Here is a 24809-nt window from a genome sequence, read left to right as displayed (position 1 = left end):
CGGCGAGACCCCGCCCTACTCGCGGCGGTAATCGTCCTCGATGCGGATGATGTCGTCCTCGCCGAGATAGGACCCGGTCTGGACCTCGATCAGCTCCAACAGGATCTTGCCCGGGTTCTCCAGCCGGTGCACCGCGCCCATCGGAATGTAGATCGATTCGTTCTCGTGCACGGTCTGAACGGTTTCGTTCACCGTGACCCGCGCCGCGCCGCGCACCACGATCCAGTGCTCGGACCGGTGATAGTGCTTCTGCAGCGACAGCCGCTGGCCGGGCTTGACGATGATGCGCTTGACCTGGTGGCGCTCGCCATTGTCGACCGACTGATAGCTGCCCCAGGGCCGGTGCACCTTGATGTGCGCCTCGGTGACCTCCGGCGCGACGGTCTTGAGCTTGGCGACCAGCCGCTTCAAGCCGTTGGCATCGCGCTGGCGCGACACCAGCACGGCATCCTGCGCCGCCACCACGACGAGATCGTCGACGCCTTCGAGTGCGACCAGCGCCTTGTCGGTGACGACGTTGCAATTGCGGGAATCCTCGAACACGGCGGTGCCGCGCGCGGCGTTGCCCTGCCCGTCCTTGTCGGACAATTCCCAGACCGCATGCCAGGAGCCGACGTCGGACCAGCCGCACGACACCGGGGCCACGGCCGCACGCTCGGTCTTCTCCATCACGGCATAGTCGATCGAGATCGGCTTGGCCGCGGCGAAGGCGTCGGAGTCGAGGATGATGAAGCTGAGGTCGCGGCCGGCCTTGGCAACGGAGTTGGTGACCGTCTGCACGCTGTCGGCATCGAACTTGCGGTATTCGTCGAGCAGGACCGACGCGCGGAACATGAAGTTGCCGCTGTTCCAGAGATAGCCCTCGCGAATGTAGCGCTCCGCGGTCGGCTGGTCCGGCTTCTCGACGAATTTCGCGACCGCCCGCACCTCCCCGGATACCGGCGCGCCAGGACTGATGTAGCCGTATTCTGTGGCCGCGCGCTCCGGATTGACGCCGAAGGTGACGATGCGGCCGGCCTCGGCGGCAGCGAGCCCCTGGCGGCACGCCGCGAGAAAAGCGGGGGTGTCACGAACGACGTGATCGGCCGCGAGCGCCAGCACGACAGCATCCTGATGGCGCGACTGGGCGAAGGCGGCTCCGGCGGCGATCGCCGGGCCTGAATCGCGTCGCATCGGCTCCAGCAGGACGTCGGCCTCGATGCCGATCTCGGCCAGTTGCTCCAGCACCATGAAGCGATAGGCCAGGTTGGTGATGATGATCGGCCGCTCGAACAGATCGGCATCGGAGACGCGCAGCAGCGTATCCTGGAAGGTGGAACGGGCGCCGAACAGCGGCAGGAACTGCTTCGGCCTGACCTCGCGCGAGGCCGGCCACAGCCGGGTTCCGGCGCCGCCGCACATGATGAGAGGAATGATGCGTCCGGTCATGAAATCAATCCGTCAAATCCCGTGATACTCGCGGTACCATTTTGCAAAACGCCCAATGCCGTCGGCGATCGAGGTCGCCGGCCGGAAGCCGATGTCGCGCTCGAGGTCGCTGACATCCGCGTAGGTCGCCTCGACGTCGCCGGGCTGCATCGGCAGCATCTCCCTGATGGCTGGCCGCCCGAACTCCTTCTCCAGCAGCGTTATCACGTCCATCAGCTGTTCGGGATGATTGTTGCCGATATTGTAAATCCGCCATGGCGCCCGGCTGCTCGACGGATCGGGCCTGTTTCCGTCCCAATCCGGGTTTCCCTGTGGCGGCCGGCCGAGCAGGCGGACGATGGCCTGCACGATGTCGTCGACATAGGTAAAATCACGCCGCATGCGGCCATGATTGAACAGCTTGACCGGCTGTCCGGCGAGGATGGCCTTGGCGAAGATGAACATGGCCATGTCGGGCCGGCCCCAGGGACCGTAGACCGTGAAGAAGCGCAGACCGGTCGCCGGCAGCCGGTACAGATGGCTGTAGGAATGCGCCATCAGCTCGTTGGCCTTCTTGCTCGCCGCATAGAGGCTGATCGGATGATCGACATTGTCCCTGACCGAGAACGGCAGCTTGGTGTTGGCGCCATAGACCGATGAGGACGAGGCGAACAGCAGATGCTCGCAGCCATGATGGCGGCAGCCTTCGAGGACGTTGATGAAGCCTTCGAGATTGGCGTCGACATAGGCGTGCGGATTTTCCAGCGAGTAACGCACGCCGGCCTGGGCGGCGAGATGCACCACGGCTGGAAAGCGATGCTGAGCGAACAACGCCTTGATGCCGGCGCGGTCGACCAGATCGAGCTTGTGGAAGGTGAAGCCGGGCTGCCTCTTGAGAATGTCGAGACGCGCTTCCTTCAGCTTCGGATCGTAGTAGGCATTGACGTTGTCGATGCCGATCACCTGGCGTCCGTCGGCGAGCAACCGCTGCGACAGGTGAAATCCGATGAACCCGGCGGCGCCGGTCACGAGGATGGGATGATCAGCCATGGTCGCTCCGTCAGGGTCGCCACAGTTCGATGGCGGCGGGTTTGCTCGCGCGGTCGAGCTTCATCTTCACGTCGAGCACGAGGCCGCTCTCCTCGCGCAGCAGGCCCTGTACGAGAGGCCAGCCTCCGGCGAGATATCGATCGTGCGACACGGCCAGCACGACCGCGTCGGCCGGACGCAGCGCCTCGATCGCCGTCAGGCCGATGCCGTACTCCTCATGCACGGCCGCAGCATCGGCCAGTGGATCGGCGACCTGCACCTCGACGCCGAACGACTGCAATTCGCTGATGATGTCGATCACGCGCGAATTGCGGATGTCCGGCACGTTCTCCTTGAACGTCATGCCGAGAATGGTGACGAGGCCACCCCGGCCCTTCCGCCGCAGCAAGCCGCGGATGCATTCGCGCGCGATGCGCCGGCCCATCTCGTCGTTGATGCGGCGGCCCGCCAGAATGACCTCGGGATGATAGCCCGCCTTCTCGGCGCGGTAGGTGAGGTAGTAGGGATCGACGCCGATGCAGTGACCGCCGACGAGGCCGGGCGTGAACGGCAGGAAGTTCCACTTGGTGGCGGCGGCGGCGAGCACGTCACCGGTATCGATCTCCAGTGCCTGGAAGATCAGCGACAGCTCGTTCATGAACGCGATGTTGAGGTCGCGCTGGGTGTTCTCGATCACCTTGGCCGCCTCGGCGACCTTGATCGAGGGCGCGCGATGGATGCCAGCGGTGACGACCGAGCCGTAGACGGCGGCGACGATCGCGAGCGTCTGCGGATTCTGTGCCGAGACCACCTTGGTGATGGTCTCGAAGCGATGCGTCTTGTCACCGGGATTGATGCGCTCCGGCGAATAGCCGACGTTGAAATCCGTCCCCGCCTTCAGCCCCGAGCTGCTCTCCAGCAGCGGGACGCAGTCTTCCTCGACGGCGCCCGGGTATACGGTCGACTCGTAGACGACGATGTCGCCGCGCTTCAGAACGGCTCCCACCGTGCGCGTCGCGGCCAGCATGGCGCCGAGATCGGGCCGCCTTGCGTTGTCGATCGGGGTCGGAACGGTGACGATGAAAAAATCGGCAGTCGCGATATCATCCGGCTCGCTGGTGAAGCGCAGGCCCGGCCGGCGCAGATCGGCCGCATCGACCTCGCAGGTCCGGTCCCTTGCGTCCTTCAGCTCCGCGACCCGGACCGCATCGATATCGAACCCGATCGCCGGGCAGCCTGCCCGCGCGAACGCAGCCGCGACCGGCAGGCCGACATAGCCAAGGCCTATCACCGCAATCTTCCGGCCATGAGACATAAATTGATATTCCGGTCGTTTCGGAGGCCATTGACGCCACCCCTGCGACTGTTTAGCCACCGGGGCATCAGGACCGCAAGGGGCGGCTACGGCTCCCCCTGGACCCGGGGTCCAGCCTTGCCAGGACGGGAGTTGCGCGTATCGCACTCGGCTTGGAGCGTTTCAACCAAGAGCGAAGCCAGCCTGGCATGCGTGCGTTTTTGATTCTTCTCCTCCGGATCGTGGTGTCGCTGGCTCTGCTGTATCTCGCTCTGCGCGGGATCAACTTTGCGGCGATCCGTGAGCGGCTCAGCCAGATCAACATCGGCTGGATCGGACTGGCGGTGGCCATCACGCTGGTGCAGATCTTCATCGGTGCCCTGCGGTGGCGCGAGATCTCGGCGCTGTGCGGCGCGCCGCTGACGGACATGCAGGCGTTCCGCTACAACATGATCGGCGCCTTCTTCAATCAGACCCTGCCGTCCTCGATCGGCGGCGACGCCGTGCGTCTGTGGCTGATCGGGCGCACCGGCGCCGGCTGGCGCGCAGCCAGCTACTCGATCCTGACCGACCGCGCCGTCGGCTTCATTGCGCTGGCACTGATCATCGTCGCGAGCCTGCCGTGGAGCTATGGCATGATCGCCGACGAGCACGGGCGGCTGGCCCTGGTGCTGGTCGACGCGGCGGCGCTGGCCGCCGGCGTCGGCTTCCTCACCATCGGCTATCTGCCGGCCAAATGGATGAAGGCGTGGTGGCCGACGCGGCACGTCTATGCCTGCTCGGTGATCGCGAACAAGGTGATCTTCGGCCCAGGCACCGCTGCGAAGATCGCCGTGCTGTCGCTGTCGATCCATGTGCTGGCGGTCGTCATCGCCTGGTGCGCCGTGCGCTCCATCGCGGCGCCCGCCGCGTTCGAACAACTGTTCCTTCTGACCCCGCCGATCATGCTGATCACGATGCTGCCGATCTCGATCGCAGGCTGGGGCGTGCGCGAGGCGACGATGATGGTCGCGTTCGGCTATGCCGGCCTGGCGCCTGCCGACGGCACCGTCGTCTCGATCCTGTTCGGCGCGGTCTACTTCATCGTCGGCGGCATGGGTGGGCTGGTGTGGATCCTCAGCGCCGAAAAGGGCGCCGGCCGCCTCGCGGTTCCCGCGACGGTCGAGGACTGACCTGGATCATGATACGATTCCACGGAATCGCATCATGATGTCATCTCTTTGTTTGAGCATGATCTTTTCGGAAAACCGGTTTCCACTTTTCCGGATCATGCTCTAAGCGGCGCGCGCCCATTCGTCGTGCCAGGCCTGCGCCATCAACACGTTCCACAGCCAGTAGGAATGATTGTGGCGGCGGCTGACATGCTCGTCGAACATGCGCGTCACCCGCACCGGATCGAACAGACCCTGCCGCCGCAGGCGCTCCGGCGACAGCAGGTCCGATGCCCAGGATCTCAACGGCCCACGCAGCCACGCGTCGAGCGGAATGCTGAAGCCCGTCTTCGGCCGATCGATCATCTCCGCCGGGACGTGGCGATACAGCACCTGTCGCACCAGCCATTTGCCACGGCCGTCCCGCACCTTCATGCCGGCGGGCACCCTGGCCGAGAACTCGACGACGTCCTTGTCGAGGAACGGAACGCGCGTCTCCAGCGCCACGGCCATCGCCGCGCGATCGACCTTCTGCAGGATGTCGTCGCTGAGATAGCTGAGGGAATCCGCCAGGGTCATGCGGTCGAGCGGATCGAGCTTCGCCGCAAGCTGCCGCATCTCGTTCCCCGCCCAACTCTCCCGCTCCGTGCCGCCCACCACCGTCCCGGCCGGATCCTGATCGACCGAGCACAGCGCCCGGTAGAGGCCATCAAAGCCGTCGGCGGCAATGACGCGGCCGAGCTTGGCGACCTGATCACCGGCGTGCCGAATCCTCAATCGGGCCGGCAACACCGGCTGCAGCGCCCTGAGGACCGTATCGGCGGGCTCCGGGGCAATCGCGCCGAGGACGGCACCGATCGCGCGCCGCACCGGCATCGGCACACGACCCAGGCGTGCCTGCAGCGTGCCGCCCCAGACATGCCTGTTGTAGCCGCCGAACAGCTCGTCGCCCGCGTCACCTGACAATGCGACGGTCACGTGCCGGCGCGCGAGCTGAGCGACCAGATGCGTCGGGATCTGCGAGGAGTCGGCGAACGGCTCGTCATAGATCCGCGGCAGCTTCGGTACCACGTCCATCGCGGTCCGCGCATCGACATACAGCTCGGTATGATCGGTACCGAGATGCAGGGCGACCCTGCGGGCATCCTGGGCCTCGTTGTAGCCGCCCTCGGCAAAACCGATGCTGAAGGTGCGGACCGGCTGCCCCGACTGCGCCTGCATCAAGGCCACGATGGTCGATGAATCGACGCCACCGGACAGGAACGCGCCGAGCGGCACGTCCGACAGGCACTGCCGCTTCACGGCGACCGACAGCAACTGCTCCAGCCGATCGACGGCCTCGCGCTCGTCGGCAATGCGATCGCCCTGGGCGGCGACAACGCGATCGCGCAGCGACCAATAGGGTTGCGGCGCGGGCCAACTGTCGGGAGCCGCATCCGCCGAGAAGCGCACGAACGACGCCGGGGGCAGCTTGCGGATGCCGGTCCAGATCGTGGCGGGCGCAGGCACGTAGGAATAGCGCATGAACGCCGTGAGCGCCGCGCGGTCGAGCGACGGCGCCCAGGTGGGATGCGCCGCCAGCGCCTTGAGCTCGGAGCCGAACACCAGATCGGCGCCGCTCCAGCCGTAGAACAGCGGCTTCTCGCCGAAGCGGTCGCGCGCCAGGATCAATTGCCGAGTCTCGGCGTCCCAGAGCCCGACGACGAACATGCCGATCAGGCGCTGAAGCGCCGGCTCAACGCCCCATCGGCTGATCGCGGCGAGCAGCGTTTCGGTGTCGGAATGACCGCGCCAATTCGGTGCGGCGCCGGCGGCCTCCAGCTCGGCACGGACATCGAGATGGTTGTAGATCTCGCCGTTGAAGGTGACGGTGTAGCGTCCGCAGGCGCTGTGCATCGGCTGCGCCCCGGCCTCGGAGAGATCGAGGATCGCCAGACGGCGATGTCCGAAGGCAACTCCCCTCGCAGCACTGATCCAACTGCCGGACGCATCGGGGCCGCGATGCGCCAGCGCCGCCGTCATCCGTTCGACGATCCCGGCCAGTTGGGCCTCGTCGGCTCCGCCGGGGCGAAACAGGCCGGCTATGCCGCACATGGTGCCATCTCCACCGCTTCGTCCCCCCTCTGCATGGCTCAGTGCCCCTCACCGGTGTCGTGCAGCAACTCCGTCTCATGATGGGCCAGGAAACCGAGGCTTGGACGGCTGGTGCCGTAGTAATAGGGCAGCCCGAGCGCACGCCTCCAGCGCGACAGCAGCCGCGCGCCATCGTGACCAGCTTCGAATTCGGCCAACCGACCGTCGGCGATGGCCAGGACCTCGTCCGCGGTGTGGCGGATGTCGTCCGCCGAGTTGGTCTCCGGATGCGCACCGCTCCGGCCCAGCACGGCCGCGTCGAACACGCGCCAGCGCCAGGGCGACGTTGTCAGCTGGTGCTGCGTCAGCGCGGCGCCGTCTGCCAGTCTGACGGGCTTGAGGGCAAAACGGACGTTGCTGTTCCACAGCTGGGCGTCGGTCGTGATCGCATTCACGATCGCACAGGGAATACCGAAACTGACAGCGACATTCGTCAACCCGGACGTCGTCCCGATGAAGGCGTGGGCGTGGCGGATCAGGTGGATGTCCATCGGCTCCGATCTGAATTCGCCGAGCGCATAATCGATCGTGCGCGCCATCGGCGGAAGCCTCGGCGAGTTCGGACCACCGAGCTTGATGACCCATCCGCCACGGGCGGTGATCAGGCGAATGGCGTCCAACGACGTTTCGATCGGCGCGTTGCGATGGGTCTGCCCTGTGCCCATGAACTCGAAATAATGCGCCGCGTCCCGGGTGTGCAGGCACACATACCAGTCGTCGGGCTTCATGCCGTACCTGGAACGGAACGCGTCGAAGCGAGCCGTTGCCGCTGCCGCCTCGCTCCGATCGTAGGCATCACGCAACGGATGCCCTCTTCCTTCGCGCTCCCATTGCTCGATGGCGATCGCACCCGCATCTTGCCAGGGAACGACCCGCCCATCCGGCAGCCTGAAGGCGTTGAAGTTCAACCCGCACCATCGCTGCAAGGACAGCAGTTCCTCACCCAGTCGCTCCGATACCGTTTCGCCGATCACCACGACCTTGCCGAAACTTTCAAACAGCTTGAAGAAGACCGCGTTGGCGATGCTATCGGGACGGACGACGATCACGGCTTCGCCTGACCACCAGCCCAGCGCTCGCATCCGAAACAGAATGTCGAGCATGCCCAGATGGCCGATCTGCGTCGCCCATTCCTCAGGAACGAGCCGCAACGTATCGAAGGTGACGCCGAGCCGGTCGAGCAGACGCTTCAACTCATCAGAAAGCGGTGGCGGCGATGCCCGCAGTTCCTGCTGCGCATCCAAAGCGCGCTCGTACAACCGAATTGCAATCTCGCCGCGACCGACATGCATCACACGCTGGCCCGTGAAGTTGCACAGGTCGAACAGCCGGCCTCGAGCGCCGCAGAGGAAGTCGAGGCTGTTCGGGACATAATACGGTGAATTCCGAGCCGCGATATTCTGGTGGGGACGGAGAAAATGCAGGCTGCTCCGACACGCCCAGAACATCGCGTCGAGCGCCGCCGCGTCATCCCCTCCGATCACGTCGACCATGGCCTTGTAGAAGGCGAGATCGACCATCGCTTCGAGCTGTTCGGGCTTCGCTCCCGCCGCGGCATCGCGCGCTTCCGAAAACTCGCCCAGCTCGAACAAGGATCGAACCAGCGCGTATCTGGTCTCCGCATCATCGAACGCCAAGGTTTCGCGGCCGACAGTCCCGGCCGCCTCGCGATAGGCGCCGATGCTGCTCAGGGCTTGAATCGAAGGGCCGGGGAAATATCGGCTGAGAGCCGTCGAAAAACGAAACTCCGGCCGAGCTGCAAGATGCGACGTCACATAGGGAAAATACGCCTGAGCCAGGCGCCGCCGGAGTGGAAGTCTCGCGGCGAAAGCGATGACCAGACCAAGGAACACCGCGCGTCGCGGCAGCAGGTTGAGGGTCGCTCCGACTATGACGAAGACCTGGTAGACAATCCGTCGGCGGCCGCCGCGCATCGGCCTTTGCTTTTGCAGTTTCATACGACCAAGTTCCACACAACCTTGAAATCCCGGATTCCGCGCGTTCGGATCAAGGCGGAGCCTGGACGACCGGCCGTTCAAGTCGCCTGCGCGCCAAGGATCACGTCTCGGGATGAGGACAGTACGCTCGCCGGGTCCAATGCGAGAATTCCCCGTGCAGACATCGCCGCCGCAAATGCCAACCAAGGATTGAGCCGATTGGATCGCAGCTATAACAGAGGTGCCGGGAATTTTCCAAGCCGAACATGGGGATGAACGCGAGCAAAACTGGACGAAATGGGAATTCAGAATTCTAAGCCCCGGTGGCGATTAGTCTCGGGGAGCCCCACCTTGAGCGAGGGTCCTCGATGGCTCGGACGAAGCGTGTCGGACGAACCCGCGTGGAGCCGGCGGCTCCTTGGCTGGAATTCAGCAACATCGGCATCATTTGCCGTCGCCAGTTCCGACTGGAAATGCCCGTTTGAAAGCCGCCGTCTTGACGATCTCGCGAGCGAGATAGCTCGTAAAGACTTGCGCGCCGTGCCTGTCCAAATGGCCGCCGCCGTCGATCGTCGTCAGGCCATCGAATGGCGGCGCGATCAGTTCGATGTTCAATTCCTTCGCCAGCTCTGCCGCCTGCTGGACGCAGGACTGGCTGTGCGGGACCAGTGTGAGCACGACCTCTCCGCCCACCTCGTGGAGAAATCTCTTCGCATAGTCGACAATCGCGGGGGTCGTATGACAGTCCGGATCACGGGCCGATAGCATCGGCTTGTTGCCCGCGGCGACATAGCCCGGATTGGCATCCAACCCCATGTCGCCGTCCGTGATGTTGCGATAGAGGCCGGTGGGCGAAAAATGGCCGTTCTGATAGGCCGCAACGAGGTCCTCGATGCGCCAGTGCAGATTACGGCCCACCACCGTCAGGTACCCCCGCATTCGGTTGCGCTGGACGGCGGCGATGGGCTGCTTCTGCGGACCAAGAGTGACGCTGAGATCGTTGCTGAAAAAGTGCACGAACTGATCGTCGGCATTGATGACCCACAAACGCGGACGGATTTTCCAGCGCTGGATCACGAGCCGCGAGAACTCCCCGCCGCGAATGCCCACGAAGGCCATGTTGTAGATCCCCAATCGACCGAGCACCGGTGATTGCGCGAGCGTCTGCCGGTCTACCGCATAGCTGACGAAGGACGGGCCGAGAAAGACGAGATCGGCCTGCTTTGCGGCTTCGACCGATCCTCCCAGATTGCTGTAGAAGATATCCTGGTCCTGGATCTGCGGAATGCTGCGGCCGCCGAAATCACGATACCAGTTGGTGTCGCCTTCCCGTGGAATCTGCAGCAGCCCATCACGCAACGTCCACACGTCCGACGAAAAGAGCGACAGACCGAGCGAAAACGCGAGCGCGGCCGCCACGCCGACAATTCCGACTGCGATGAGATAGCGCCCGAATCCGCCCGGTTCAGCTGACTTTTCCGGTGCAGACCGGCCGACTGTCGACATGACGCAATTCCCGCTCGATAGGTTGTCTCGGTGGGTGTCGTGGCAGCTGCTTCGGCTCCGACAACGAGAGTCTAGACACGACGTCAGCCGGTGGAACAGAGGGCTTTCCACTCCTCCCCAGCTTGCTTTGCGCGCGAGAGCGCAGACCTATCGGGATGTCATCGGCATGGTCCATCGAGGGGTTTCTTGGCCGCGGCGGTCATCGGCGAGAGTGATTGCGCGAAACCCCATCATGGCGTCATTGGATTGGCGTCGTCGTCTAATTGAGCTGCCATAGCAGAAGAATCATTGATCGAAAAGTGTCCGCCCCATTCGAGAGGCTGGTCCACGTCGCTGTCGTCAGGGGGCGACATCCCCCGAAATTCGCATCGCGAGAGGTGCACCCAACTTGGCAGCGCCCTCAATCATTGATAAAGCAGCGCAATATGCAGCAACATCAAGAAACTTGTTATGCTCTTCACGCAGTTTGAGTTTCTGTTTCTGTTCCTGCCGGTGACCCTGGTCGGTTATTTTCTGCTGGCTCGCTTTTTCGCCGCCCCTGTCGTGCGCCTCAGCTGGCTCGCCGCGGCGTCGCTGACCTTCTACAGCTATTGGGACATTCACTTCCTCCCGGTCATCCTGGTCTCCATCGTCTTCAATTACACGATGGGTCTGCTGATTGCCGGACAGACCGGAAAGCTCCGAACCGGCCTGTTTTCCGCGGCCATCACGCTCAACCTGGCCGCGCTCGCGTTCTACAAATATACGAATTTCGGCATCCAGATCCTCAATGCGATCACCGCGTCGAAACACCCCTCGCTCGCGATCGTTCTCCCGCTCGGCATTTCGTTCTTCACCTTCACCCAGATCGCCTACCTCGCCGACGTCTATGGCGGTTATTCCGACGAACGAAGCTTCGTGAAATACGGCCTGTTCGTCACGTATTTCCCGCATCTGGTCGCCGGCCCGATCCTCCATCACCGCGAGATGATGCCGCAATTCGGCTCGGAGGAGAGCCGACGGATTTCCATCGAGAAGGTCGCGGTCGGCCTCACGATTCTGACCATTGGACTTTTCAAGAAGTCGTTCATCGCGGACGGGTTCGGCCTGATCGCGAATCCCGTGTTCCAGGCCGCCAATTCGAGCCACCTTCACCTGATGGACGCCTGGGGCGGCGCCCTCGCCTACTCGCTGCAGATCTATTTCGATTTCTCGGGCTACTCCGACATGGCGATCGGCATCTCGATCATGTTCGGGATCCGGCTGCCTTTCAACTTCGATTCCCCCTACAAGTCGCTGAGCATCGTCGAATTCTGGCGCCGTTGGCATATCTCACTGTCGCGCTTCCTGCGCGACTATCTCTACATCCCGCTTGGCGGCAACCGCTACGGCGAGCACCGGAGAAACGCCAACCTCTTCGCCACCATGCTGCTCGGCGGTCTCTGGCATGGCGCGGGTTTCACCTTCATCATCTGGGGCGCGCTGCACGGGCTGTTTCTGATCGTCAATCATCGCTGGAGCAAATTCGTCGCGCAGCGACCGGGCCTCACCCGCCTGTCGGCGACCGCCTGGTATACGGTGGCGGCGCTCTTGTTGACACAGTTCGTCGTGGTTCTGGCATGGGTTTTCTTCCGGGCCGACAATCCGAATGCCGCGGTCAGGCTCATCAAGGGAATGCTCGCCCTGTCCAACCCGGAGAAGATCACGGCAACGAACCTCGTCGATCCGCGCCTCATGATCGCGATCCTGGCAGGCTATGTTGCCTGTTTCACCCTGCCCAACGTGAACGCGATGTTCGAGCGTTGGAAGGTTGGGCTGGAAACCTATCACAACCCTCGTCCCTGGAGCATTCTGAACCTGAAGTGGCGGCCGTCCCTGCCGTGGGCCATCGGAACCTCCATCGCGCTCGTGGCGGCGGTCTTGATGAACATCATTGCCGGCGATACCTCCCAGTTCCTCTACTTCCAATTCTGAACTATCATCGCGTGCGCGGCAGCGCCTTGCGCTGATCTCAATGAGCATGGATTCAGACGATAGCTGCATGGATGATCACCCGCGGCCACCGCCTTCAGCGCAGTCGATAGATTGCACGCGGCGCTACGTCACGACGGTGCTGGCGACCTCCGCGTTGGCCGGTTACCTGCTTCCCACGGCTCTTTTTCAACTCGCCCGACCATTCGGCGCGACGAGAACGCTGCATGAACTAGCGGAATCGCAGCGAAAGAACCCAGAACAGATCGTGCTGCCCTTTGATCTGCGCTACAACGCAGCGTTCAAGCTGGCGAGGCTCGAGCACGAGCGTCCCGAAGTCATCTGGATCAGTTCGTCGCGCGCGGGTGCGTTTCGTGCAGCCCATTTTGCTCCGTACAGCTTCTACAATCTCTCGTTCACGGCTTGGACGACCGACCAGATGGTTGAACTGTTCGAGCGCGCCACACGGCAAGCACCTCCCCGAGTTGCCATTCTCTCACTGGATCATTTCCTGTTCGCGGAGCGGTGGGAAGAATGGTTCGCTCTTCCTAGAAAGATGCATTATGACTTTGCGCTTGCCTATGTGAGATCGAGCGTTTTGGATTTCGCGCGTACCGCAGCGCGGAATCCGACGCCGTTCCGGAACTACTCTAGCGCTCCGACGGCCTTCGTCGGCACCCAGTCCATCGTTCACGAAGAAGGCTTCCGCAGCGACGGGTCCTACGTCTATTCGCCGGCACATATCGCCGACGCGCGCTCACGCTATTTGAATGCCGAAACGCTCGCCGGGAGCCTTCCTCGCGCGCCGGGCGTGTCGCCGCGGCTGGAACAGCCGATTGCTCGCCTCGCCAAAATCGCAAAGTCTCGCGAGGTAAAGCTCATCGGCGTTCAATTGCCGTTCATTCGGGCCGGCGTTGATCTTCTTGATCGCGAACAGAGCGGTCCTCAGGGGTTCGGTGCTTGGCGAGAGTTCGCGAGCAAGGAGACCCGAGACTGGCTGCAGGAGATAGGAATCCGCTTCTTCGATCTGGCGCGTCTAACGCTGGAGCATGAAACGGTCAGTTTCGTGGACGCGTATCATCTGGCTGAGACCGGCGCCGCCCGGACGATGCTGCATCTACTGGACGACCCGGATTTTCGAGCCGAGTTTCCGAGAATCGACCCCGTAGAGATCCGGCGATCACTCGCTTCTTCAACGCAAACCTGAGCATCATACAACGTTCTTTGGGCACCGGCGGCTCAAGCGATCGTCGCAACACCAAGTTTTCACGGGGGCAGTCAGCGTCCGGATGTTGCTCGTTGGCAACCAAAATGGCCGCGCCTTGCGGGAGGAGACGGATTGGATACAAGACCGTGACCCGGTATATCGCGATAGTCATAACGCTGTTCGCTGCCGTGTTCGTGCCGCTCCTGGCGGCGCTGGAATGGGCCGGCTGGCGGCTGGGCGCCACGGTTCCGCTTTCAGTGATCGCAGCGGAGCAATCACGCAGCGACCGGCTCGTCTGGCTCGGGACGTTCAAGGACTATGCGGCTTACAAGCTGGAGCGAATCAGGCGAACTCGTCCTGAGATCTTGCTAGTAGGAAGCTCACGCTGTGGCCAGGCCCGCGAGCAGATGTTTCGTCCCTATCGCACCTACAATGCCTGCCTGACGGCTTGGCCTCTCGCGCAAATCGTGGATTTCGTCGATCGCGCGACCTCATCTACGAAACCTCGCGTCGTCGTCGTGGCGCTTGACTACTTCCTGTTCGACGATTCCCTTGCCGATGCCTGGAGAAAAGAACGCACGATGGATTTCGCGCAGGGGCTCGATGCGCACCGGCGAGAGTTGCACAGCGTTGTAGAGTTCTTGATCCGGACCGGCGGAAACTTCGAAGCAATCCGGTCCGCACTCTTTGTTCCGCAATTCGATCCTGTGGATAACAATAAACTGGTCGGACCAGAGGCAATTCGCGGGAAGTTCGGATTCCGCAACGACGGCTCGGTCATTGTGGCCCCACCCTATCGACGCGCGTCGGCCGAAACGATGTCCAATGGCGCTCAATACATCCTGTCGTTCTGGGGCACATCCCACCTCAGCGAACGGCAGTTCCTGGAAATCGACCGCTTGGTCCGACTGTCTCGCGAACGAGACTTCTCGGTGGTTGCGATCCAATATCCCTTCCTGGAAAGCGCGGCAGCCTTCCTCGATAACGATGAAGCCTACCGGCCCTATTCCGGGCACTGGCGCGAGATCAGGAGTCCACAGACCGTCGAAAGATTTGCGCAGCTTGGCATCCAGTTCTTCGATATGAGCCGCACCGAGATCTCGCGGGATTCCGGCAACTTCTTCGATCCTGCGCATCCCTCGGAAAGGGGCATGCTCAAGACCTACCTCGCCCTGCTGGACCGGCCCGAGTTCAGCAAGCTGTTTCCGCGGATCGACCGCAGCGCCTTGGCAGCCGATCTTGAAAAGGGACAGCACGAACAGTTCGATCTCTATCACTGAGGCATGCTGCGAGAGACTTGCGTCTCCGAGGCTTTTCCGCATAGCCCGCCCACCAGCGCGCCCCGCTGTTCGTCTTTTTTCGTCGGAGCATCCTCGGATCCATCCCCCGCCTGATTCGTGAGCACGGGCGTTCAGCATCGTCGTGAAAGGACGATGAGCACTCCGGAGCCGCGTTCCGATGCGACCGCACAACCGTAAGCTAACAGGACTGTTTGTGCTGCTGCGCACACCTGATAAAGAGACCATTGGAAATGATCGGCCGCAGGCCCCTCCATCGCTCCGATCGAGGGACTGTTCTTGTTTTTTTCGCAACGAAATCAATGTCGAGCATGAAAGATGCAGATCGGAACGGGATTCGCGGTGCAGATGTGCCGGGCGACAGCGACGCTTTGCATCGGAGTTCCTCGGCCGGCGAATGACACGGTGGCCGATTGTCCGACCTCAGCCCGATCGAGCCGGAGGCGAATTCCTTGGATCAGGTGATCGATATGAGTGAGATGGATCTGGCCTGTCAGACGGTTCGCGCCTCCTGTGACTCCGGGCAGACGATTGCGTTCGTGTCCGGCAATTTCAACGTCGTGCACCCCGGACATTTACGGCTTTTGAAGTTCGCTGCCGAGCAGGCCGACGTGCTGGTCGTGGGCGTCAATCCCGATTCGACGCCAGGCGTGACCCTGGCGCAGGACATGCGCCTCGAAAATGTGCGTTCCATCGCCTTTGTGCACCATGTCGTGCGCTTGGAAACGTCGGCGTCCGACTTCATCGCGCATCTGAAGCCGACCGTTGTCGTCAAGGGCAAGGAGTTCGAGGATCGCGCCAATCCAGAGCAGGAGGCCGTGGACGCCTATGGCGGACGGCTGATCTTCTCGTCCGGTGAATTGCGCTTTGCGTCGCTGTCGCTGCTGGAACGCGACGCCAACATCGACATCTCCACGGTCCGCAAGCCGCAGGAATTTCCAAGGCGCCACGGCTTCGAGATCGGGAATCTGAAGGACCTGCTCCGCAAGCTCTCCGGCATGCGAGTCGCCGTTATCGGCGACCTGATCGTCGACGAATATGTCACTTGCGATGCGGTCGGCATGTCCCAGGAAGATCCGACCATCGTCGTGACGCCGCTGATGACCCGCACCTTCGTCGGCGGTGCCGGGGCGGTTGCGGCCCATGCGCATGGCCTGGGCGCAGACGTGAAGTTCTTCACGCTGGTCGGCGACGATGAAGCGGCGCGGTTCGCCCGCAACACGCTGGAACAGCATGGGGTGAACTTCAACGCCTTCACCGACCAGAGCCGGCCGACCACGCGCAAGCAGCGTTTTCGAGCGCTCAACAAGACGCTGTTGCGCGTCAATCATCTGCGCCAGCACGCCTCCGATGCCGACCTTCAGCGGCAGATGCTGACCTCGGTCGAGCGCGCCTTGAAGACCTGCGATCTGCTGCTGTTCTCCTGCTTCAACTACGGCTGCCTGCCGCAGGATCTGGTCGACGCGATCGCCGATCGCGCCCGCGCCCAGGGCGTGATGATGGCGGCCGACAGCCAGGTGTCCTCGCAGACCGGCGACGTCTCGCGCTTCAAGGGCATGACCCTGCTGACGCCGACCGAGCGCGAGGCCCGCGTCGCGCTGAACGACTTCATTTCCGGTCTCGCCGTCATCAGCGAGCGCCTGGTCGAACGGGCCCGCACCAAGAACCTCGTGATCACGCTCGGCGCTGAGGGCGCGCTGATCAACACCATGGCCGAGGGCATCTTCACCTCCGACCGCCTGCCGGCGTTCAATCCGTCGCCGAAGGACGTCTCCGGCGCCGGCGACAGCTTCTTCATGGCCTGCTCGATGGGCCTGCGCGCGGGCGCCGATATCTGGCAGGCCTCCTATCTCGGATCGCTGGCGGCCGCGCTCCAGGTTTCCCGCGTCGGCAACCTGCCGTTGACGACGGCGGAGCTGGTGCGGGAAATCGACGAGACCGGATTCAGCCAGGAGTAGGATGTCGACATGCGTGCCCTCCTGCTCGCGGCGGGGATCGGAAGCCGGCTGCGCCCGCTGACCAATACGACGCCGAAATGCCTGGTGCGTGTGCACGACCGACCCTTGCTGGACTATTGGCTCGACCTCGTCTTCGAAGGCGGCATCGAGCGGGCGTTGCTGAACACGCACTGGCTCGCCGAGCAGGTCCGCGCGCACGTGGCGCAGTCGCGCTGGCGCGACCGGATCGATCTCGTTCACGAAGATGAACTGCTCGGGACCGGCGGCACCGTGCTTGCGAACCGCACCTGGTTCGGCGACCAGCCGTTCCTCGTGGCCCATGCCGACAATCTGACCGATTTCGACGTCGCAGGGCTGCTCGCCGCCCATCGCACCCGCCCTGACGGCTGCATCATGACGATGCTCGCGTTCCGGACCGACGATCCGAGCTCGTGCGGGATTCTCGAGCTGGATGCTCAGCACAGGGTGATCGCCTTCCACGAGAAGGTCAAAAATCCGCCTGGGAACCTCGCCAATGGCGCGGTCTACGTCTTCGATCCCGCCGTCATCGCCGACATCGCCGCGCTGGGAAAGCCGATCGTCGATCTCTCCACCGAAATCATCCCCAACTATTTGGGACGCATTTTGTGCGTGGAAACCAGCGGTTATCATCGGGATATCGGTAACCCGGAAAGCTTGCGCCGGGCCCATTTGGAGTTTAATCACGAACCGCGCCGTGGCGGGGACGCTTGACGGGCGATTTTCGCCGCTGGGCTGGTCGCCTTCCCCCGCCAATTTGTATAAAGGTGCGCGCGACGCGCCAGCCGGCGACACGACAGGCGAGCCACGGGGATTGCTCAGATGAAGATATTCGTGACCGGAGCGTGCGGCTACAAGGGCAGCGTGCTCGTGCCGAAGCTCCTGAAGGCCGGCCACAAGGTCGTCGCATTCGACATCATGTGGTTCGGCAACTTCCTCGATCCGCATCCGGATCTCACCGTCGTCCAGGGCGACGTGCGCAATCCCGACGCCATCGACCTCACCGGCGTCGATGCCATCATTCATCTCTCCAGCGTCGCCAATGATCCCTGCGGTGATCTCGATCCCAAGCTGACCTGGGAGATCTCCTGCCTCGCCACGATGCAGCTCGCCGATCGCGCCTACCGCCACGGCATCAAGCGCTTCATCTACGCGTCCTCCGGCAGCGTCTACGGCGTCAAGGAAGAGGAGCAGGTCACCGAGGATCTCGAGCTGCTGCCGATCTCGGAGTACAACAAGACCAAGATGTGCGGCGAGCGCATCGTGCTGTCCTACAAGGACGACATGGTGGTGCAGATCGTGCGTCCCGCCACCGTGTGCGGCTACTCCCCGCGCCAGCGGCTCGACGTTTCCGTCAACATGCTGACGATGCAGGCGCTGATGAACGGCCGCATCACGGTGTTCGGCGGCGACCAGACCCGCCCGAACATTCATATCGACGACATCACCGATCTTTATCTGTTCCTGCTCGATCATCCTGAGCACACCGGTGTCTACAATGCCGGCTTCGAGAACATCTCGATCCTCGACATCGCCAATCTGGTCACCAAGCACGTGCCGGCCGAGGTCATCGTGACGCCCTCGAACGATCCGCGCAGCTATCGCGTCAACTCCGATCGCCTGCTGGCGACCGGCTTCCGCCCGAAGAAGACGGTGGAGGACGCGATCAAGGAAATCATCGGCATGTACTCGCAAGGCCAGCTCAAGAACGAGGACCGCTGGTACAATCTGAAATGGATGGAGAAGGAGGTCGTGAAATGAACGTCCTGGCCTTCAAGACCCCCGGCAGCCTGTTCGCCGACTACACCAGCCGCTTCAGCACCGTGCTGAAGGATTTCGACTGGGCCCCCGTCGAGAAGCTCGCCTATGATCTGCGCGACTGCTGGCAGACCGGCCGCCAAGTATTCTTCTGCGGCAATGGCGGCAGCGGCGGCAACGCCAACCATCTCGCCAACGACTTCCTCTATGCGCTGTCGAAGACGCCGGGCTCCGGCCTGCGCGTGCATTCGCTGTCGTCGAACCCGTCGGTGATCACCTGCCTCGCCAACGACGAAGGCTATGACCAGGTGTTTTCGCTGCAGCTCGCGGTGCTCGCGCGCAAGGGCGACGTGCTGATCACGTTCTCCGGTTCGGGCAATTCGCCGAACATCCTGAGGGCGCTCGAAGAGGGCAAGAAGATCGGCATGACCAGCTATGCCGTGCTGGGCTTCTCCGGCGGCAAGGCCAAGGCGCTGGCCGACGTGCCGATCCATTTCGCGGTCGACGACATGCAGATCGCCGAGGACGCGCAGATGGTGATCGGCCACATGATCATGCAGTGGCTCTACGCCCAGCGTGGCGACATCATCGCATCGCGCGAGGTCTGACGGACAGGGACGATGGCTGCGAACGAAAAGTACCTGATCCTCGGCTCGAACTCCTTCTCGGGCGCAACCTTCGTCGATTTCCTGGCCTCGGCCGGTCACGACGTGATCGCTACCAGCCGCTCCGACGAGCCGCATGATGCGTTCCTGCCCTACAAATGGCAGAAGCGCCCCGGTAAGGTCCGCTTCCAGCGCGTCGACCTCAATCACGATCTCGATGCGCTGAAGGCGCTGCTGGTGGCCGAGAGGCCGACCCATGTCGTGAACTTCGCGGCGCAGAGCATGGTCGGCGAGAGCTGGCTGTACCCGGACCACTGGATGATGACCAACGTCGTCTCCGCCGTCCGCCTGCACGACATCCTGCGCAACTATGACGGCCTCGATCGCTACGTTCATGTCACGACGCCGGAGGTCTACGGCTCGACCGAGGGCTGGGTGCGAGAGGACGCGCCGTTCAACCCGTCGACGCCCTATGCGGTGTCGCGCGCCGCCGGCGACATGAGCCTGCGGACCTATTTCGCCAACTACCAGTTCCCCGTGGTCTTCACCCGCGCGGCCAATGTCTACGGCCCGGGCCAGCAGCTCTACCGCATCGTGCCGCGCACCATCGTCGCCGCGATGACCGGGCAGAAGCTGCGGCTCGACGGCGGCGGAAAGTCGGTCCGCGTCTTCATCCACATGACCGACGTGTCGGACGCGACGGTCAAGATCGGCCGCAGCGGCAAGCTTGGCGAGACCTATCACATCTCCGGCTACGAGCTGGTGTCGATCCGCACGCTGGTCGAGATGATCCTCGCCCGGCTTGGCAAGAACTTCGAGGATTGCGTCGAGATCGGCCCCGAGCGGCCCGGCAAGGACACCGCCTACACGCTCGACAGCTTCAAGCTGCGCACCGAGCTCGGCTGGCGCGACACGTTCTCGCTGGAGCAAGGCATCGACGACGTCATCGCCTGGGCGCGACGCTTCGAGGATGTCATGGCCAAGCTGCCGACCAAGTACGAACATAAACCCTGATCGAGACCCCTGCGCTTTCAAACGAAAGCGCGACTGGAGAGCACGATGAACGTGGCAGTCCGGAACACCGCGGCCAAGCCCGACGTGGCCGCCCTGAAGGCGCAGGCCGCGAAGCTGCGCGGCAAGATCATCGAGATGTCGCACAAGGCGCAGGCCGCGCATCTCGCCTCCTCGCTGTCCTGCGCCGATGCGATGACCGCCGCCTATTGGCACGTCCTGAACATCGACCCGAAGAACCCGACCGATCCGCTGCGCGACCGCTTCATCCTCTCGAAGGGCCACGCCGCCGCGGCGCTGTTCGCGACCTTGGCGATGAAGGGCTACTTCCCGATCGAGGAGCTCGACACCTATTGCCAGGACGGCGGCCGGCTCGCCGAGCATCCGCCGGCGAACCTGCTGCCTGGCGTCGAGGCCGCCACCGGCTCGCTCGGCCATGGCCTGCCGCTTGGCTGCGGCATGGCGCTGGCCGGCCGCATCAAGGGCGAGACCTACCGCGTGTTCGCGCTGCTGTCCGACGGCGAGAACAACGAGGGCTCGGTGTGGGAAGCGGCGATGTTCGCCGCCGCCCAGAAGCTCGAAAACGTCTGCGTCGTGGTCGACTACAACAAGTGGCAGGCCACCGCGCGCTCCAACGAGACCCTGATGCTGGCGCCGCTGCGCGACAAATGGGCCGCCTTCGGCTGGGACGCGCACGAGATCGACGGCCATGACGTCGGCGCGCTGGCGGAGGCCATGCAGAACATCCCGAACGGCTCCGGCAAGCCGGTGGCGCTGATCGCCCATACCGTCAAGGGCAAGGGCGTGTCGTTCATGGAGGACGACAACAACTGGCATTACCGCGCCCCCACCGCTGAGGAAGTCGTCAAGTCGTTCAAGGAGCTCGGCCTGTCATGAGAAATGCTTTCGCCGACGAGCTGACCAAGCTCGGCAATGAGGACAGCCGCGTCGTGATGCTCTCGGGCGACATCGGCAACCGCCTGTTCGACAAGTTCAAGGACAAGCATCCGAGCCGCTTCTTCAACTGCGGCGTCGCCGAGGCCAACATGATGGGCGTCGCCGCCGGCATGGCCATGAACGGCCTGCGCCCGGTCGCCTATACGATCACCCCGTTCGTGACGACGCGCTGCCTGGAGCAGATCCGCACCGACGTCTGCTATCACGAGGCGCCGGTGACGATCGTCGCGGTCGGCGCCGGCCTCGCCTATTCCGGCCTCGGTCCGACCCATCACGCCTGCGAGGACATCTCGTTCCTGCGCTCGATCCCGAACATGGTCGTGATCTGCCCGGGCGATGCCTTCGAGGTCCGCGGCGCCCTGCGCGCGGCAATGCAGCAGGACCGGCCGGTCTACATCCGCATGGGCAAGAAGGGCGAGCCGGTCGTTCACAAGGGCCCCATCGCTGACTTCAAGATCGGCAAGGCGATCACGATCGAGGAAGGCTCGGACGTGTGCCTGCTCTCGACCGGCAACATGCTGCCCGAGGCGATCGAGGCCGGCCACAGACTGAAGGAAAAGGGCATCTCCGCCGAGGTCGTGAGCTTCCACACCGTGAAGCCGCTGGATGAGGACAAGCTCAAGCAGGCGTTCAGCCGCTTCAAGCTGGTTGCGACCATCGAGGAGCATTCGCTGATCGGCGGCTTCGGCGCTGCCGTGTCGGAATGGCTCGTCGATTCAGAGACATCGGCGAAGAAATTCCTGCGCTTCGGGACGCCGGATGCGTTCTTCAAGAAATCCGGTGAACAGGAATATGCCCGCGAGGTGCTCGGCCTGACCGGCCACCAGATCGCGGACAAGATCATCCACGCCTTGAGCTGAGACATCACATGAAGACCCAAGCTGCCCTCCTGGTCCAGACCGGCCAGCCGCTCGTCCTGGCCGAGATCGAGACGCCGGCCCTGAAGCCGGGCCAGGTGCTGGTCGAGATCGCCTATTCCGGCGCCTGCGGCACGCAGGTGATGGAGTGGCGCGGCGACAAGGGCGAGGACAAATGGGTCCCGCATTGCCTCGGCCATGAGGGCACCGGCACTGTGATCGAGGCCGGCAGCGCCGTCACCAAGGTCAAGGTCGGCGACAAGGTCGTGCTGTCCTGGATCAAGGGCAGCGGCATCGAGGCCGGCGGCGCCGTCTATGACTGGGACGGCAAGAAGGTCAACGCCGGCGGCGTCACCACCTTCCAGCGCCACGCCGTCGTCAGCGAGAACCGCCTGACCCTGCTGCCGCCGGACCTGCCGATGGATGTCGCGGTGCTGCTCGGCTGCGCCGCGCCGACCGGCATGGGCGCAGTCTACAACGTGCTGAAGGTGCAGCCGGGCGATGCGGTCGCCGTGTTCGGCACCGGCGGCATCGGCCTGAACGCGCTGATGGCCGCCGCCCTCGCCGGAGCGATGCCGGTGATCGGCATCGACCCCAACCCGACCCGCCGCGCGCTCGCCCAGATCTACGGCGCCACGCATGTGATCGACGCGGCTTCCGACGTGCTGGCCGAGATCAAGAAGATCGTGCCGCAGGGCGTTGATCTCGCGGTCGAATCCTCCGGCATTCCGGGCGTCATGGATCAGGCCGTCAACGCCACCCGCCAGCAGGGCGGCCGCGCGGTCGTGATCGGCAATGCCAAGCATGGCGCGGCGCTGACGCTGAATCCAGGCGTGTTCAACCAGGGTAAGAGCCTGCTCGGCACCTGGGGTGGCGACAGCGTGCCCGATCGCGATTACGGACGCTATGGGCGCCTGCTGAGCTCCGGCCGCTTCCCGGTGCGGGACCTCTTGTCGAAGCCCTACAGCCTCGCCCAGGCCGACCAGGCGCTGCAGGATCTCGCCGCCGGCAAGGTCGGCCGTCCGCTGATCGACATGTCCTTGCGTTAAGTCCAGGTCATTTAAGTCCAAGCCATGCGGATCGGGATCGACTTCGACAACACGATCGCCTGCTATGACGGCGTGTTTCATGCGGCAGCCCTCGAGCGCGGCCTGATCCCGGCCGATCTCGGCCGCGACAAGAACAGCGTCCGCGACCATCTCAACGGCAGCGGGCGCAAGGACGACTTCACCGAGCTGCAGGGCTATGTCTACGGCGCCCGCATGGACCTGGTGTCGCCCTACCCCGGCTTCGCCGCGTTTGTCACGGCGGCCCGCGCCGCCGGCCATGACCTGTTCATCGTCAGTCATAAGACGAAGCACCCCATTCTCGGGCCCAAGCACGACATGCATGCCGCCGCGCGCGGCTTCCTGACCGATCGCGGCCTGATGGGCGAAGCGCCCGGACAGATCGCGCCTGACCGGGTGTTCTTCGAGCTGACCAAGGACGAGAAGGTCGCCCGGGCCCATGCGCTGGCCTGCGAGCTGTTCGTCGACGACCTGCCGGAGATCCTGGCCATGACCGGCTTCCCCGAGGGCATGCGCAAGGTGCTGTTCGATCCGGAGAACCAGTTCGCGGCCAAGGCCGTGCCGTACGAGCGCCGAGTCTCCTGGGCCGAGATCGCGGCGGATGTCGTCCGTGACCCCCACTGACGCCGGCGCGGATCGTGATGCCGCCCTGCTGGCGCTGGCGCAGCGCCTCACCGCGCAGGCCGGCAGAGCGAGCCCGACGGCGCTGACCCGGCTCGCCGGCGGCCGCAACAACCAAGTCTATCGTCTGGACACCGCCGAGGGCCCGCTGGTCCTCAAGCGCTACTTCACCGACGCCCGCGACACCCGCGACCGGCTGGGCGCCGAGTGGAGCTTCATCAGCCATGCCTGGTCCCACGGCGTCCGCGTCGTGCCGGAGCCCTTGGCCTGCGACCGCGCCGAGCAGGCGGGCCTCTACAGCTTCGTCGCAGGCCGCAAGCTGACCGCGGCAGAGCTCGCGCCTGTCCATGTCGATGCCGCGATCGACTTCGTGCTCGCGGTGAACGCCCCGCCCCGCCCCGCGCTGGCGCCAGGATCGGAAGCCTGCTTCTCCCTCGCCGAGCACCTCGCCACCGTCGAGCGCCGGGTGGCGCGACTGGCCACGCTCGATGCCGAGGTGCCGCATGTCGCCGACGCCCGGGCATTCGTGGCGGCGCGGCTGCAGCCGGCCTGGACCGAGGTGAAGGCAACCATTCTGCGCGGAGCGGCGGCCGAAGGGCTCGCCTTCGAGGCCGCCATCCCCGCCGATCAGGTCTGCCTGTCGCCATCCGATTTCGGCTTCCACAACGCGCTGATCGACGACCAGGACAAGCTCACCTTCCTCGACTTCGAATATGCCGGCCGCGACGACCCGGCCAAGCTGGTCTCCGATTTCTTCTGCCAGCCTGAAGTGCCGGTGCCGCTGCCGGTGCACGAGCATTTCATCGACCGGCTGACGGACGGCCTCGGGCTCGACGCCGCCAGCGTGGCGCGCTGCCGGTTGCTGATCGACGCCTACCAGGTCAAATGGACCTGTATCATCCTGAACGACTTCTTGCCGCTCGGCGCCACGCGTCGCGCCTTCGCCGACACCGGCGCCTGGGCGCAGCGCTGCGCTGCGCAGCTCGCCAAGGCCGAGGCACAGCTCAGCCTGATCGGCGCCACATCCGATTAACCGACACTCACA

At 63.9% G+C, this 24809-nt stretch carries 20 protein-coding genes; 14 read left to right on the top strand and 6 right to left on the bottom strand.

Annotated elements, in window-relative coordinates:
• Positions 1-15 precede the first annotated feature (15 nt).
• The 3 genes from ACQR10_RS09525 to ACQR10_RS09515 are packed head-to-tail and all read right to left on the bottom strand — an operon-like array spanning position 16 to position 3751.
• Positions 16-1428, bottom strand: coding sequence for a mannose-1-phosphate guanylyltransferase/mannose-6-phosphate isomerase (locus ACQR10_RS09525; RefSeq protein ID WP_316218705.1), 1413 nt, complete (start codon positions 1426-1428; stop codon positions 16-18).
• Between the two features lie 12 nt (positions 1429-1440).
• Complete coding sequence (locus tag ACQR10_RS09520; RefSeq protein ID WP_316218704.1) at positions 1441-2457, bottom strand: NAD-dependent epimerase; 1017 nt, start codon at positions 2455-2457, stop codon at positions 1441-1443.
• Between the two features lie 10 nt (positions 2458-2467).
• Complete coding sequence (locus ACQR10_RS09515; protein ID WP_316183398.1) at positions 2468-3751, bottom strand: nucleotide sugar dehydrogenase; 1284 nt, start codon at positions 3749-3751, stop codon at positions 2468-2470.
• A gap of 188 nt (positions 3752-3939) precedes the next feature.
• Here ACQR10_RS09515 and ACQR10_RS09510 point away from each other — a divergent pair, with 188 nt between their 5' ends.
• Entirely contained in the window at positions 3940-4902 is a 963-nt protein-coding gene (locus tag ACQR10_RS09510; protein WP_315805308.1) for a lysylphosphatidylglycerol synthase transmembrane domain-containing protein, read from the top strand.
• A 102-nt stretch (positions 4903-5004) separates the two neighbouring features.
• Here the strand turns inward: ACQR10_RS09510 and asnB are convergent, their stop codons facing one another.
• From asnB to ACQR10_RS09495, 3 genes are all read right to left on the bottom strand, one after another.
• A complete protein-coding gene (gene asnB, locus ACQR10_RS09505; protein ID WP_316218703.1) occupies positions 5005-6975 on the bottom strand; it encodes an asparagine synthase (glutamine-hydrolyzing) in 1971 nt (656 codons plus the stop codon).
• A 38-nt stretch (positions 6976-7013) separates the two neighbouring features.
• Positions 7014-8972, bottom strand: coding sequence for a TIGR04372 family glycosyltransferase (locus tag ACQR10_RS09500; protein ID WP_316218702.1), 1959 nt, complete (start codon positions 8970-8972; stop codon positions 7014-7016).
• 423 nt (positions 8973-9395) lie between these two features.
• Positions 9396-10457 carry a hypothetical protein gene (locus tag ACQR10_RS09495; protein ID WP_316218701.1) on the bottom strand — a complete coding sequence of 354 codons (1062 nt, stop codon included), beginning with the start codon at positions 10455-10457 and terminating at the stop codon, positions 9396-9398.
• Between the two features lie 450 nt (positions 10458-10907).
• Between ACQR10_RS09495 and ACQR10_RS09490 the strand changes: the two genes are divergently transcribed.
• The 13 genes from ACQR10_RS09490 to ACQR10_RS09430 all read left to right on the top strand — a co-directional run bounded on the left by ACQR10_RS09490 (position 10908) and on the right by ACQR10_RS09430 (position 24797).
• A complete protein-coding gene (locus ACQR10_RS09490) occupies positions 10908-12410 on the top strand; it encodes an MBOAT family O-acyltransferase (RefSeq protein ID WP_316218700.1) in 1503 nt (500 codons plus the stop codon).
• A gap of 67 nt (positions 12411-12477) precedes the next feature.
• Complete coding sequence (locus tag ACQR10_RS09485; protein WP_316218699.1) at positions 12478-13614, top strand: hydrolase; 1137 nt, start codon at positions 12478-12480, stop codon at positions 13612-13614.
• Positions 13615-13760: 146 nt separating this feature from the next.
• Positions 13761-14894: a hypothetical protein gene (locus ACQR10_RS09480; RefSeq protein WP_316218698.1), complete on the top strand. Its 1134-nt coding sequence runs from the start codon at positions 13761-13763 to the stop codon at positions 14892-14894.
• A 488-nt stretch (positions 14895-15382) separates the two neighbouring features.
• Complete coding sequence (locus ACQR10_RS09475) at positions 15383-16870, top strand: PfkB family carbohydrate kinase (protein WP_410051472.1); 1488 nt, start codon at positions 15383-15385, stop codon at positions 16868-16870.
• A gap of 9 nt (positions 16871-16879) precedes the next feature.
• The gene (locus ACQR10_RS09470) at positions 16880-17602 is read left to right on the top strand and encodes a nucleotidyltransferase family protein (protein ID WP_316218697.1); all 723 of its coding nucleotides are present in this window, start codon (positions 16880-16882) and stop codon (positions 17600-17602) included.
• 108 nt (positions 17603-17710) lie between these two features.
• Positions 17711-18649 carry an NAD-dependent epimerase/dehydratase family protein gene (locus ACQR10_RS09465; RefSeq protein WP_257170486.1) on the top strand — a complete coding sequence of 313 codons (939 nt, stop codon included), beginning with the start codon at positions 17711-17713 and terminating at the stop codon, positions 18647-18649.
• Positions 18646-19254, top strand: a complete 609-nt coding sequence (locus ACQR10_RS09460) for an SIS domain-containing protein (RefSeq protein WP_316218696.1) — start codon at positions 18646-18648, stop codon at positions 19252-19254. The genes ACQR10_RS09465 and ACQR10_RS09460 overlap by 4 nt, the downstream gene beginning before the upstream one ends.
• A gap of 12 nt (positions 19255-19266) precedes the next feature.
• Positions 19267-20265, top strand: coding sequence for an NAD-dependent epimerase/dehydratase family protein (locus ACQR10_RS09455; RefSeq protein ID WP_316218695.1), 999 nt, complete (start codon positions 19267-19269; stop codon positions 20263-20265).
• A 45-nt stretch (positions 20266-20310) separates the two neighbouring features.
• Positions 20311-21159 (top strand): transketolase, encoded by an 849-nt coding sequence (locus tag ACQR10_RS09450; RefSeq protein ID WP_316183388.1) that lies wholly within the window; start codon positions 20311-20313, stop codon positions 21157-21159.
• The gene (locus ACQR10_RS09445) at positions 21156-22079 is read left to right on the top strand and encodes a transketolase family protein (protein WP_316183387.1); all 924 of its coding nucleotides are present in this window, start codon (positions 21156-21158) and stop codon (positions 22077-22079) included. Before ACQR10_RS09450 ends, ACQR10_RS09445 begins: the two co-directional genes overlap by 4 nt.
• An 8-nt stretch (positions 22080-22087) precedes the next feature.
• Positions 22088-23125, top strand: coding sequence for a zinc-binding dehydrogenase (locus tag ACQR10_RS09440; RefSeq protein WP_316218694.1), 1038 nt, complete (start codon positions 22088-22090; stop codon positions 23123-23125).
• A gap of 24 nt (positions 23126-23149) precedes the next feature.
• Positions 23150-23767 carry a hypothetical protein gene (locus ACQR10_RS09435; RefSeq protein WP_315805296.1) on the top strand — a complete coding sequence of 206 codons (618 nt, stop codon included), beginning with the start codon at positions 23150-23152 and terminating at the stop codon, positions 23765-23767.
• A complete protein-coding gene (locus ACQR10_RS09430; RefSeq protein ID WP_316218693.1) occupies positions 23754-24797 on the top strand; it encodes an aminoglycoside phosphotransferase family protein in 1044 nt (347 codons plus the stop codon). The genes ACQR10_RS09435 and ACQR10_RS09430 overlap by 14 nt, the downstream gene beginning before the upstream one ends.
• Positions 24798-24809: the final 12 nt, after the last annotated feature.

The sequence above is a fragment of the Bradyrhizobium sp. HKCCYLRH2060 genome (genome assembly GCF_051168135.1).
GTDB lineage: Bacteria > Pseudomonadota > Alphaproteobacteria > Rhizobiales > Xanthobacteraceae > Bradyrhizobium.
This window is presented reverse-complemented; position numbering and strand designations above follow the sequence as displayed.